The sequence below is a fragment of the Moorena sp. SIO4A5 genome, assembly GCF_010672005.1.
Taxonomy (GTDB): Bacteria; Cyanobacteriota; Cyanobacteriia; order Cyanobacteriales; family Coleofasciculaceae; genus Moorena.
The window spans coordinates 72,688-85,232 of sequence record NZ_JAAHHZ010000006.1 but is presented as its reverse complement, the minus strand read 5'-3'; the positions used below and the strand labels follow the sequence as shown (position 1 = coordinate 85,232).

The following is a 12,545-nucleotide window of genomic DNA, read 5'->3' as shown; positions in this document are numbered from 1 at the left end:
CAAGAACCAGCAGAGGATATCGAAATTCTCAACACCGAATTAAGCACAGAACCAATTCGGGCAGATGCCTTGTTTTTTGTGCGAGTTGCTGATGCTATTTTGCATTTGGAATTTCAAACCTTACCCCAATCTGAACCTCCCTTACCCCTGCGGATGCTGGATTATTGGGTGAGGTTATATCGTCAGTATCGCTGTGATATTGAACAGGTAATAATATTCCTAAAACCAACCCGATTAGCCGGAGTATTTGTCAATCAATTTACCGAGATAAACCTATCCTTCCGCTATCGGGTGATTCGGATTTGGGAATGTGATCCACAACCGTTACTAACAACACCGGGGTTACTACCCTTGGCTGTGTTAGCACAAACTGAAGTGCCAGAAACCTTGCTATCCCAGGTAGCAGCCAGAATCGATATGATTGAAGATAGACAACAGCAGCGTAACCTATCTGCTTGCGTGCAACTGTTGGCTGGGGTGAAATTTGATGAGCAGTTAATTCAAGCCTATTTTCGGGAGGATATGATGCAAGAGTCGGTAGTTTATCAACGAATTATTCGCCAAGGATTAGAACAGGGATTAGAGCAAGGATTAGAACAAGGATTAGAACAAGGATTAGAAAAAGGAAAGCGCAATGAGCTTAATTTAATTATCCGTCAAATTAACCGTCGCCTAGGTGAAATCAATCCCCAATTACAAAATCAAATTGAGAAGTTATCCTTTGACCAGTTGGAGGATTTAGGAGAAGCTTTATTAGATTTTGAAACCGAAGTGGATTTGACCAATTGGTTGAACCAGTTTAGGGATAAGTAAAATCCGGTTAGGTGTAGCACTCAAAAGCAGTGCTATCAAGATCTGATTGAGTGGGTTTGGATTTGCCTTACCCACTCTACTATTGCCCAAAAATCCAGATAATTCTTGTTCCCCCCTTTTTTAAGGGGGGTTAGGGGGGATCTATATATTTAACTGAAGTAAGTCACTCCCGATTGCTTTTTTAAGGGGGGTTAGGGGGGATCTATATATTTAACTGAAGTAAGTCACTCCCGATTGCTTTTTTAAGGGGGGTTAGGGGGGATCTATATATTTAACTGAATTTAATCCCTCCCGATTGTAGCGAAAAAACTCTTAAAGTTATTAACTAAATCAAAAGTAACATTATGGCTAATAACTGTGATAAAATAGAATAATATTCCCCAACAATAGCCATAAGTTTCCCTGGTTTTTATCCCCCGATATACCGTTAATGATTGTCGGGATTTACTGGGATTTAAAGAGTTAGTTAAGTAGCCGATATTTCCGACATACCTTTCCCTGGGTTGATTGAAGATGATTTGGGATAGGTTCGAGTCGTCGAATTTGTGGCTAGAAACACTGCTTTCGATTAGTTAACCAGATGTGTAATGACTTACGACAGTACCCTAAAATATTTAGTTGAACAATATCCCCAAGCCTTTACCCGTTGGTTGTTTAACCAAGAACCAGCAGAGGATATCGAAATTCTCAACACCGAATTAAGCACAGAACCAATTCGGGCAGATGCCTTGTTTTTTGTGCGAGTTGCTGATGCTATTTTGCATTTGGAATTTCAAACCTTACCCCAATCTGAACCTCCCTTACCCCTGCGGATGCTCGATTATTGGGTAAGGTTATATCGCCAGTACCGCTGTGATATTGAGCAGGTAATAATTTTTCTGAAACCAACCCGATTAGCGGGAGTATTTGTGAATCAATTTACTGAGAGGAACCTATCCTTCCGCTACCGGGTAATTCGGATTTGGGAATGTGATCCACAACCATTACTTACCACCCCAGGGTTACTACCCTTGGCCGTATTAGCACAAACTGAAGTGCCAGAAACCTTGCTATCCCAGGTAGCAGCCAGAATCGATATGATTGAAGATAGACAACAGCAGCGTAACTTATCTGCGTGCGTGCAACTGTTGGCTGGGGTGAAATTTGATGAGCAGTTAATTCAAGCTTATTTTCGGGAGGATATGATGCAAGAGTCAGTAGTTTATCAACGGATTATTCGCCAAGGATTAGAACAAGGATTAGAACAAGGATTAGAACAGGGATTAAAACAAGGATTAAAACAAGGATTAGAACAAGGATTAGGACAGGGATTAGAACAAGGAAAGCGCAATGAGCTTAATTTAATTATCCGTCTACTTAACCGTCGCCTCGGTGAAATAAATCCCCAATTACAAAATCAAATTGAGCAGTTATCCTTTTCCCAGTTGGAGGATTTAGGAGAAGCCTTGTTAGATTTTGAAACCGAAGTGGATTTGACCAATTGGTTGAACCAGTTTAGGGATAAGTAAAATTCGGTTAGGTGTAGCACCTAAAAGTAGTTTGACCCGGTGGTGCGTTACGGAACGGGCTTTTCCAACGGTGACGACGAGGCTGAAAATGAGTGCGAGCCCGTCCCTAACGCACCCTACGAAATTAATTCTAAATTCTAAATTCTAAATTCTAAATTCTTCATTTTCTACTTCCTCAATAGATAAGCCTAACGCTGAACTCACTTGCTCCACTGTTAGTCCCATTGCCAATAGCTTAGGAATAGCCTCTCGTTGTGAACGTTCAGCTTGTTCAGCCCGTTGTTTTTCTTGTTCAGCCCGTTGTTTTTCTTGTTCAGCCCGTTGTTTTTCTTGTTCAGCTCGTTCACTGCCCATCAGCAGTAGATTACCTTCCGTATCCCACCACCTTAGCCACAAGTGATTCTGATTAAGATTCTGATATGAGCCTTCCCATACACCTAATTCTACCCCTAACTGTTCAATAGGATAATGTCCCCTTTCATTAGTCTTCATCTGGTGATATTTACCATTAACTAGATGATAGACCTCTAACTCTCCAGTATCAAAGATATAGATGCCGTAGTAGGGAATGCGAATAATTTGTTCATAAACCCAGAATTTACCTGGTTTAGTTTTTTCTTCCCCAGTAGCAGATAAAGGAGTAGAATCCCTTTCTTCGTCTCCATTACCACTAGCAAATTCCAGAGCAATCAGAGGTGCTAGGTGTTCTTGCCAAAGTACATAGGAACGACGAAGTTTACCATCTAGCAAAGGAGGTACTCCCGGTACATAAAACCAATCCGGAGCTTCTGCTCCTCTTTCTAAAGGTTCTGTAATCCGCCAATAGATACCTGAGTCTTGACCAATAGCGTATTGTTTGTCGGGATGAATTTTCTGGAGAACCGGTTCAATAGAATCAGTTAAAATAATGCTTTGGGGATGCTCATGGAAGTTCTTCACAAATTCGCCATTGGATTCTGGTAGTTGAGTATGATCCGGTAACGAAATAGTTAGACCTTTTCGCTCTAAGCTCTGGGTCATGACAACCTCATCTTGGGAAATGATTTAGGTATACTTACTATTCTATAGCGTTTGTATTTGATAGGTGAACATAGGATTGATCGGAAAAGGGAGTAGGGAGTAGGGAGCAGGGAGTAGGGAACAGGGAACAGGGAAAAAGGAAAAAAATAGGCGTTGCTGAATCAAGCAATGAATAGGAGTAGAATGGGCATCCTGCCCGCCCGAAAATAAGCATGAAACTGGCAAGATGCCAGTTCCACGCCTGATGCCCATTGCACAAAACTATTAAAATCATTCCATTATTAAGCAACGCCCTGCCTACTCCCTACTCCCTACTCCCTGCTCCCTACTCCCTAAAACCCAGAGAGTTGTACCTGACCGAATTGAAAACCGCTGAAAGCGAGCTAGATTCCCAACCGTTGATAAACCTCTTCCAAATGTTGCAAATGGTGCTGGGGATTAAAACATTCTTCTATTTCTGAAGGGGTTAGCTTACTAGTAACTTGAGGATCCTTAGTAATTAAATTGTAGAAGTCTCCCTCAGGTTTATTCCAGGCTTGATGGGCACAAGACTGAACAATACTGTAAGCATCTTCTCGAGTCATCCCCTTTTCTACTAAGGCTAACAACACCTTTTGGCTAAAGACGACACCGCCATAAACATTCATATTCCGCTTCATATTTTCTGGATAAACTAACAAGTGTTTCACTAAATCTGTGATTTCCACTAACATGAAGTGAGTTAAAATACACACATCTGGCAGAATCACTCGTTCTACAGAGGAATGAGAAATATCCCGCTCATGCCATAGGGCAACATTTTCTAAAGCAGCCACCGCATGACTCCGCAGAATTCGTGCCATCCCGCTTAGCCGTTCAGAACGAATTGGATTACGTTTGTGTGGCATAGCAGAAGAACCTTTCTGTCCTTTAGAAAAGAATTCTTCTACTTCTAAGACATCAGTTTTTTGGAGATTGCGAATTTCCACAGCAAACCGTTCAATGGTTGCCCCTAACAGAGCTAACTGTTGGACAAACTCACCATGGCGATCGCGGGAAATAATTTGGGTTGAGGCAGTATCAGGTTGCAGTGACAGGTTTCGACATGCGATCGCTTCCACTTGAGGATCAATATTGGCATAGGTTCCCACAGCACCAGAAATCTTGCCCACAGATATGTTTTGACGCAGAGCCACTAAGCGATCGCGATGGCGGCAAACTTCTGCTAACCAACCGGCCAGCTTAAAACCAAAGGTAATTGGTTCAGCATGAATTCCGTGAGAACGACCAATCATTACCGTGTAGCGATGTTGTTGTGCCTGGTAGCGAATCGCTTGAGCAAGCTTCTCGATCTGTTCGAGAATAAGATTTAGACTAGCAACCAGTTGCAGTGCCAAGGCAGTGTCTAAAACATCGGAACTAGTCAAGCCTAAGTGAATGTAGCGTCCCACATCCCCTACATACTCATTCACATTAGTCAGAAAGGCAATCATGTCATGGCGGACTTCTCGCTCAATCTCTTGCACCCGCTTGAGGTCAAAATTCGCCTTTGCCTTAATTTCCTCTACAGCTTCACTAGGAATCTTACCCAGTTCCGCTTGTGCTTCACAAACAGCTATTTCCACCTGAAGCCAGGTTTTGAGCTTGTAGGTATCCGTCCACAATTCCCCCATCTCGGGTAGGGTGTAGCGCTCAATCAATTCCAATATCGCAGAACACAACCTTACTATTGTAGCAGTTATCAATCGGGTAAGGGACTTTCGTCTTGAGTTTTAGGGAGTCGGGAGTCGGGAGTCGGGAGTCGGGAGTCGGGAGTCGTTAGTCGGGAGTCGGGAGTCGTTAGGTAGTGCGGTATTGGGGGTCTCCAGCAGGCTTACAAGGTATTGAATCTATCTGATTATTATAATTAACGCTATATAATTGATTAATCATTAATGATTAATCATTCGTTAAATCCCCTATCCCCTGTTGTCTGTTGCCTGTTGCCTATTGCTAGCATGCCTGTTACCTATTGCTTATTGCCTTTTGTCAGGTACCATCACCAATTTTACTCTCAATTATGGGTCTATATTAAGCTTTAGTACCAGATCAACAATCGGAGGTCACACTTGACTAAGACAGGTATGATTAAACACCATTACTGGGCTAAACGCCCTCTAATTGCTTTAATACTCCCAATTTTAATACTCCTATCGGCCCCACCAGCCCTTGCCCAAGCTGATCTCACCATCACCCCTAAAAGTATGACTGTAGCAGGTACCAGGGGTTCTAGCACAAGCCGCAGCTTACTCTTGCGCACGACTAACGCCGTCAAGGATTTACAAATCATCTCCCTAGACCTGAATACTCAGGATGGCCAAGAAATTTTCCCCGCTAAATTGATTCAGCCTACTTTACCAGACAAGGAGATTGAGGCCAATAGTCTACTATCTCTCCCGATCCAGTTTCAATTAGATGATGCCCCCAAAAGTGGAGAATTTAGTGGTGAATTCCTGATCAAGTTCTCAGAAACTGAACTAAGCGTACCATTAACAGTCCGAATCAAAGACCCCTTCCCCATACCTCTGGCAGTCATATCCATTGGGGTTATATTGAGCATAGCTGTGTCCAGCTACCGTAATCGAGGGAAACTACGGGACAAAATTCTGGTGCGGGTTGGTCAATTGCGTACCCAACTGCGCAGTGACCCCCAGTTAGCTGAAACATCACTAGTCGATCAATTCAACTCAATACCAAATCCCTTCAAGACCCGAATTGAAGCCCATCTGCTAGATGTCGAGATGGCTTTGCAGGGGGAACGTTGGAACGATGGTAATCAGGCAATTACCCAAGCAGAGTCAGTGTGGCTGAAATGGCGCAAAGGTCGTGAAGACTGGCTAGCACTCCTGAACTATTCTCAAACCCTGGAAGAAAAAATACCCACCACTCCTGATCTTGACCCCCCTTATCTACAGTCAGTACGCCGTAATTTGCCACTGGCAATCCGAGAGGCACCTGACCAAAATCCTCAAGACTTGTATGAGCAGTTAGATGACTGTGCAAAACAGATTAATAAATACCTGCAACTGGATGCTAAACTCAGGGACTTGGACAACTTGCTGCTGGAAACCACAATATCAACACAAGAGTTACAGAGTTGGCAACGTCAGCAAAAGAATTTGCGCAGTAAGTTGAATAATCTCGAACCTACCGATAAAAAAGCTGCTCAGGAGTTGAATGGTCAAATCGAAAAAGCGATCACTCTACTAGTCAAACAAATACCACCTAACTCCACTAAGTTAGGCTTTCTCATCACCCAACCTGAATTATTGCAGAGAGCACCAGGGATCGAGACACCACGCATAGTTATCCAAGAGCCAAGACTAGCAAAGATTCGCCTTTGGATTTTCTCTGCAATCAGTTATGCGATCGCAATTGTCCTGCTTGCTGGTAGTGGCTTCATTGAGCTATACACCTATAAATCCACCTTTGGCGCTAACCTCTGGGGTGACTATGGCGTCCTCCTGGCTTGGGGGTTTGGTGCCGAAGCCAGTCGGGATGCGATTACAAAAGTCGTGGCAAATTTGGACTTACCAGGATTGAAATAATCACTCGATCAGGTGAGCAGGTTGAAGGTTAGCAGGTTAGCAGGTTAGCAGGTTAGCAGGTTGTTCGCCAAAGGCGAACAACCGAACATAAGGAATTCAATTAATAAGTACCAATATGTTTTTAAATAATTTTAATGTCATCCAGGCTCGCGATCGCTATATCAGCTCCCTCTAAATGGGCAGCTTCTGGCTTTCCCCAGCAAATACCAATGCAACCCGCTGCACCAGCACCTTTTGCCATCTCAATATCACCTGCTGAATCTCCTACCATTAGGGCCGAAGCAGGTTTTACCCCTAAAGATTGGCACGCTTGTATGAACAACCTGGGATCAGGCTTACTGATTTCAGAATCCACACCCTGCTGTAATTGGATATAGGGGTCTAGCTGGTGTCGATGGACAAAGGCTTTTACACCAGCCGTAGAGTCTGCTGAGAGAATACCTAGCTTTAAACCAGCTTCTGAGAGGAATTTAAGGACTTCCAGGCTACCGGCAAACATTGGGGAAGTTCCAGCCGCATCTTGCAAGTACTTCTCGGCTTCAACAAAGGCACTACCAGCGATTGCCAATGACTCTAACCATCCCCGACCAGTCTCAGCAATATAAGCAGCAGCAGCAATTTCATTTTCCCGACGGCTACCTACTGCCATTAACCCGGTAGGGTCAAGGGTGTCATCTTGGACACCAAAGGCCATCAGGAGGGGTTCTCCAATACCAGGGATTTGGGCATCAATTAAACGCGATCGCTTATAGGCTAGTTCTCTTAAATAAACTTGTGAATCCTCTAAGGTACCGTCTTTATCAAATATGACTGCTTCAATATTGGGGAAAGTCACCTTCCCACAACGAATGCTTACCAAGGGTTTATGCCGTTGTTTATTTTAATCAACTTTATTCTACTAGCTAGTTGATCAAGATTCGCACCTGCCAATTTCTTTGCTCTTGTTCCGGAACAGGGCCATCAATACAGATTAGCCATTAGCCTCAGCTAACGGCTAATTCTTGTGGCTGCACCTGGTTGTTACTCGTCGATGGCAGCTGCTACAAACTCTCCCTCTGGCACTGCGTCTTCTTGAGGCTCTTCGGACTCTTGGGACTCTTGGGGCTCTTGGGACTCTTGAGCCTGAACAGGCTCTTGGGACTCTTGAGCCTGAACAGGCTCTTGGGACTCTTGAGCCTGAACAGGCTCTTGGGACTCTTGAGCCTGAACAGGCTCTTGGGACTCTTGGGACTCTTGGGGCTCTTGGGGCTCTTGGGACTCTTGAGCCTGTTCAGGCTCTTGGGGCTCTTGAGCCTGAACAGGCTCTGGGGACTCTTGTGGCTCTGGGGACTCTTGTGGAGTCATACTTTCTGGAGTTATACCTTGCTTTTGTGCTAGCATCTTCTCCCGGTACTTCTGAGCCATTTCTTCTGCCTTCTCGAAGACCACTTCCCGGTTGTTAATCATATCTCCCGGTTCTGGCTCTAACTGCTTTGTTGACAGAGAAATCCGACCTCGGTCAGCATCCAAGTCAATGATCATCACTTTTAGTTCATCATTGACATTAAACACACTATGAGGCGTATCAATATGATCATGGGAAATTTCGGAAATGTGCAGCAATCCGCTGACCCCGCCAATATCAATGAATGCACCGTAAGGTTTGATTCCTCGTACTGAGCCAATCACCACCTCTCCGACTTCTAGGCGGTTCATCTTGCGCTCGACTAGAGCACGACGGTGGGATAGTACCAGACGATTACGGTCTTCATCTACCTCCAGAAATTTTAGGGGCAGTTCTTGGGCCACCAAATCTTCCTTGGCTGCCCGAGTGCTAATATGAGAACCAGGAATAAAACCGCGCAACCCTTCAATACGTACCAACGCTCCACCACGGTTAGTGGCGAATACCAGAGAACGCACCGTAGCATCCTCCGCTTGTAATTGGCGCACTCGCTCCCACGCTCGCATATACTCAATGCGACGGATAGAGAGAGTCAACTGTCCATCTTCATTTTCATCGGTCAGGATGAAAAATTCCCGTGTTTCGTTGGATTGTAAAACCTCATCAGGATTATCAACTCGATTTATTGACATTTCCTGAATCGGAATATAGGCGGCGGTTTTCGCACCAATGTCAATCAGAGCGCCCCTCGGCTCTAGACTGAATACCGTACCCGGAACTATATCCCCTGGGCTAAAATGATAATCATACTTATCCAGAAGGGCAGCAAAATCTTCGTGAGTGAATCCTATATCTGTAGTTTTTGTTTTCTGACTGAGCATGTGCGTTGTTTGTCCTAGTTTGATTTGGTTTTAATGACTATGCCTCCTGTTGATGTACAAGCACGTCAGCATTGTGCTGTTTACACCGACATTGCGTTGTCCTACTTGTGACATCTCCCACACCTGTTGGGGTTCGGGGGTAGGTGTGGGCTTCTCGCCAACCCCAGCTATCGCCATTTCCTTAAGGAAACCGATCCGCATTCGGGTACTCGACAAGCTTTACTATTGACGGGATGCCCCACCGCCAAGTTTCTGACCTTATCTGATTTTAATTGCTCTATTTCAATCAGGCTTTTGGTCTACTGTCAATAACCAAGGGCATTTTCGGCTTTGGTTATCAAATAGACATAAATTCACCCCAATTTATGTCCATTATAATTTATTAGACAAAACCTGAACTGAGCTCTCCGTCCCAAAGTCCCCCACTGGCTTCGCCCACAGGACGACACTTGCGCCTTTGGTAGAGGCTAGTGGGCTAATCTCGAACTGATCAGCTCATTTAATAAGATTTAATTAAGACCAGACATCCTATTATAACCTAATCGAGATTTTGTTATTAGTATCTTTACCGAACTTTCCAGAGTATTGTGCTACCTCTTATATCCCCCCATGGGGGATGTTAGCCTAATAAATGCCAGGGGTACATTCTCCACCAAAAACAAGGCAGGGATACCCCAGCAATCGACCTTTAGCCAGCAGGAATACCAAGTGGTTGCCACTCCAGAAAAATCTCAATCAGTAAAACCTTCCCCAACCCATGGTCACGAGCGAGTTGCGGTTTTACTCATGGGTTATGGAGAAGTCGAAAGCTATGAAGACTTCGCCAACTACAACGAACAAGCCTTAAACTTGCTCACTGCCAAATTTGCCCCAGTCCCCAACTGGATCTATCCACCCTTAGCCAAAATATTGGCAATGTTTGACTTCCACGAGTGGGGGCACCAGCATGACAACTTTATTTCACCCCACAACAAGATTTTTGAACAGCAACGGGCAGGTATTGAAAAACAACTGCAAGCTAAATGGGGCGATCAGGTGAAGGTATTCAAAGCCTTTAACTTCTGCGCTCCCTTTCTGCCAGAACAAGTCCTCAGTGAAATTAAGGCGCAAGGTTTCCAAAAACTGCTGATCTATCCCCTGCTAGTGGTGGATTCCATCTTTACTAGCGGTATTGCGGTGGAACAAGTCAATAAAGCCCTAGGTAAATTAGAGGATGGAGATCAACACTGGGTTCACGGATTGCGTTACATCCCGTCTTTCTATAACGAACCAGAATACATTAATCTAACTGCTCGATTGGTGGAAGAGAAAATTACTACCGATTTAGCTCAAGCCTATCTGCCCTCCCAAATTGGCATTGTCCTGATGAACCATGGCTGTCCCCACGAAGCTAAAGGATTTGTCTCTGGGATTGACGAAAGTCAGGCATTGTATGAGGCAGTAAGGGAACAGTTGATGTATAAGTATCCCCTAATCTCTGTGGGCTGGCTTAACCACCAAACTCCCTTAATTAAGTGGACTCAGCCTCACGCGGAATTAGCAGCCCAGAACCTGATTAACTTAGGGGCTAAAGCGATTGTGTTTATGCCTATTGGCTTTGCCACAGAGAATCACGAAACCCTGTTAGATGTGCATCACATTGTTCACGCTCTAAAACGTCGTAACTCAGAGGTTACCTACGTAGAGATGCCCTGTGTTAATGATCATCCAGAATTTTTACAGATGGCAGCGGAGTGGGCTAATCCTCAAATTGAGGTACTTATATCAGAAAATGCTCTATCTATCAACCCCCAGTTGGCAGCTGTGCAGGCATTAGAGCACCATCATCACCATCACCATCACCACTGATTCACCAAAGCGTTTTAGCTAAGACCGCGATTCATCGTTTTGAGATCGTCTATAATGAAAGTAGTAGGGAAGACAAATTAAGAGCTAACCGCCACCTACGTGCTTTAAAATCGAACTTTTCTGTATTGTAAGGCGTGCGGAGGGGCATCCCGGAGACGAAACCTTAGAAGAGTGGAGCCTTAATCATAAAGTTTTAACCCTTTTATGCATAGCCTGCTAACCATAAAGGCTCCACTCTTCTTGCGGTAACTTCTGACCGTATCGTTAATAAAGCTTGCCGAGTATCCGTTCGCGCAGCGTCGGCGAAAGCCGATACCGATAGGTGGAGTTGGCAAGAAGCCCACACTGAACTCAACGAGTCAGTGTGGGAGTATGTCACTAGCTTGCTTTATATTTAGGTTGCTTTATATATAACCTTCTTGCACCTCTTCCGTTCTCCTCCGACTGTTCTCCCTCTTCTCCTGTTCTAGGAAAGATGTCACAGAATAGAACTGTAGGCTGGGAATCAATGAAACTTCTCCAATCATAGGAAAGCCTAGCTGATCCCAGCCCCATAAAGTGCCGAGTGACAGGATAACAGGATAACAGGATAACAATTATGGATAATAACGACTGGCTCAAGCAGTTATTGTTGGTTGGGGTTGGCACAACCTCAATGGTTGCCGAAAAACTGCGAGAGGTAAGTGATGAATGGGTTAAAGATGGTAAAATTAACTCCGACCAAGCTACCGCTTTTGTAGATGATCTGATGAATCAGATCAAGTCAGAGCAGGGTAACTTTGAGAGCAACATGGAACGGCAGTTGCGCAATATGTTGCAGGATTTAGGGGTTCCTCGCCAATCAGAAATGGATGAATTGCGAGGTCGTATTGACCGTCTGGAGCGTCAGGTGCGGGATTTAGAAAATAAGCTCTGGCGTTGATAATCAATTAGGAGAACAGATTTTGAAACAAATTCTGATCAGCATAGGCGTTATAGTAGCCTTTGGGTTGCTGTTGGTTGTGGCTCAAGTGGGTATGGGGAAAAAATCTACCACTGCTGGAGAAATTACCAACACTCAGCCTAATACCAAGTTATTGCTGGGATTAAATCAGCTCATTAGGGAAATTAATCAATGTCAAACCTTTTTGTATTCTGGATAATATGGCTTATTTGTTACTCATTGATTCCGGAGAGTGACAGAAGAGGGATATAGCGTTTATTACATTTATGAGGTACGCTTATCAACCTCAAAGTCCCCCTTTTTAAGGGGTACCAACGGGGGATCGGTTTGTACCTCATGGGAGAGACAAACGCTATACTATGTCCTCAACTATAATTCCAGGGCAAACCCATCTAAATTCTAGAAGTCTTACTCAGAAGCGATGCAGCCCAGTTTTGGGGAGGCAGCCCGGTCTTGGAGGTTTCCACGGGGCTTTCAGGGATGCAGAGGTGCGACCCGTGGCGAATTTAATTCGACGACTGTAAGCGCACCTAAGCGGTATTGAAGGTTTTCCCTGCTCGCTATTGCATCGAGACAGCTTGC

12 protein-coding genes are annotated in these 12,545 nt (G+C 44.5%); 7 read left to right on the top strand and 5 right to left on the bottom strand.

Annotated features, from left to right (window positions below; translation table 11 throughout):
• Together F6K57_RS05195 and F6K57_RS05190 are read left to right on the top strand one after the other, a co-directional pair.
• Nucleotides 1-813: DUF4351 domain-containing protein (locus tag F6K57_RS05195; RefSeq protein WP_293065458.1), on the top strand; the 813-nt coding region annotated here is incomplete at its 5' end.
• Nucleotides 814-1,400: 587 nt separating this feature from the next.
• Nucleotides 1,401-2,321, top strand: a complete 921-nt coding sequence (locus F6K57_RS05190) for an Rpn family recombination-promoting nuclease/putative transposase (RefSeq protein ID WP_293017881.1) — start codon at nt 1,401-1,403, stop codon at nt 2,319-2,321.
• Nucleotides 2,322-2,465: 144 nt separating this feature from the next.
• Here the strand turns inward: F6K57_RS05190 and F6K57_RS05185 are convergent, their stop codons facing one another.
• Both F6K57_RS05185 and F6K57_RS05180 read right to left on the bottom strand, forming a co-directional pair.
• Nucleotides 2,466-3,341 carry a Uma2 family endonuclease gene (locus tag F6K57_RS05185; RefSeq protein WP_293017879.1) on the bottom strand — a complete coding sequence of 292 codons (876 nt, stop codon included), beginning with the start codon at nt 3,339-3,341 and terminating at the stop codon, nt 2,466-2,468.
• Between the two features lie 42 nt (nt 3,342-3,383).
• Entirely contained in the window at nt 3,384-3,593 is a 210-nt protein-coding gene (locus tag F6K57_RS05180; RefSeq protein WP_293017877.1) for a hypothetical protein, read from the bottom strand.
• On the opposite strand from F6K57_RS05180, the gene F6K57_RS05175 reads away from it, so the two are divergent.
• Nucleotides 3,593-3,802 (top strand): hypothetical protein, encoded by a 210-nt coding sequence (locus F6K57_RS05175; protein WP_293017875.1) that lies wholly within the window; start codon nt 3,593-3,595, stop codon nt 3,800-3,802. The genes F6K57_RS05180 and F6K57_RS05175 overlap by 1 nt on opposite strands.
• Here F6K57_RS05175 and purB read toward each other — a convergent pair.
• Nucleotides 3,725-5,020, bottom strand: coding sequence for an adenylosuccinate lyase (gene purB, locus F6K57_RS05170; RefSeq protein WP_293017896.1), 1,296 nt, complete (start codon nt 5,018-5,020; stop codon nt 3,725-3,727). The genes F6K57_RS05175 and purB overlap by 78 nt on opposite strands.
• Nucleotides 5,021-5,428: 408 nt before the next feature.
• Between purB and F6K57_RS05165 the strand changes: the two genes are divergently transcribed.
• Nucleotides 5,429-6,907 (top strand): hypothetical protein, encoded by a 1,479-nt coding sequence (locus F6K57_RS05165; protein WP_293017873.1) that lies wholly within the window; start codon nt 5,429-5,431, stop codon nt 6,905-6,907.
• 121 nt (nt 6,908-7,028) lie between these two features.
• Here the strand turns inward: F6K57_RS05165 and F6K57_RS05160 are convergent, their stop codons facing one another.
• A complete protein-coding gene (locus F6K57_RS05160; protein ID WP_293065452.1) occupies nt 7,029-7,766 on the bottom strand; it encodes an HAD family hydrolase in 738 nt (245 codons plus the stop codon).
• Nucleotides 7,767-7,927: 161 nt separating this feature from the next.
• Complete coding sequence (locus F6K57_RS05155; RefSeq protein ID WP_075901941.1) at nt 7,928-9,172, bottom strand: 30S ribosomal protein S1; 1,245 nt, start codon at nt 9,170-9,172, stop codon at nt 7,928-7,930.
• A 708-nt stretch (nt 9,173-9,880) separates the two neighbouring features.
• Between F6K57_RS05155 and F6K57_RS05150 the strand changes: the two genes are divergently transcribed.
• From F6K57_RS05150 to F6K57_RS05140, 3 genes are all read left to right on the top strand, one after another.
• A complete protein-coding gene (locus F6K57_RS05150; RefSeq protein ID WP_293017895.1) occupies nt 9,881-11,020 on the top strand; it encodes a ferrochelatase in 1,140 nt (379 codons plus the stop codon).
• Between the two features lie 598 nt (nt 11,021-11,618).
• Nucleotides 11,619-11,942 (top strand): phasin family protein, encoded by a 324-nt coding sequence (locus tag F6K57_RS05145; RefSeq protein ID WP_008180024.1) that lies wholly within the window; start codon nt 11,619-11,621, stop codon nt 11,940-11,942.
• A 22-nt stretch (nt 11,943-11,964) separates the two neighbouring features.
• On the top strand, nt 11,965-12,162 hold the full coding sequence (locus tag F6K57_RS05140) for a hypothetical protein (protein ID WP_293065449.1): 198 nt from the start codon (nt 11,965-11,967) through the stop codon (nt 12,160-12,162).
• Nucleotides 12,163-12,545 lie beyond the last annotated feature (383 nt).

Excerpts from the sequence above, each read along its gene's own strand:
- F6K57_RS05190 (WP_293017881.1), top strand. The coding sequence starts at position 1,401 with ATGACTTACGACAGTACCCTAAAATATTTAGTTGAACAATATCCCCAA.
- F6K57_RS05145 (WP_008180024.1), top strand. The coding sequence starts at position 11,619 with ATGGATAATAACGACTGGCTCAAGCAGTTATTGTTGGTTGGGGTTGGC.
- F6K57_RS05185 (WP_293017879.1), bottom strand. The coding sequence starts at position 3,341 with ATGACCCAGAGCTTAGAGCGAAAAGGTCTAACTATTTCGTTACCGGAT.
- F6K57_RS05180 (WP_293017877.1), bottom strand. The coding sequence starts at position 3,593 with ATGGGCATCAGGCGTGGAACTGGCATCTTGCCAGTTTCATGCTTATTT.
- F6K57_RS05155 (WP_075901941.1), bottom strand. The coding sequence starts at position 9,172 with ATGCTCAGTCAGAAAACAAAAACTACAGATATAGGATTCACTCACGAA.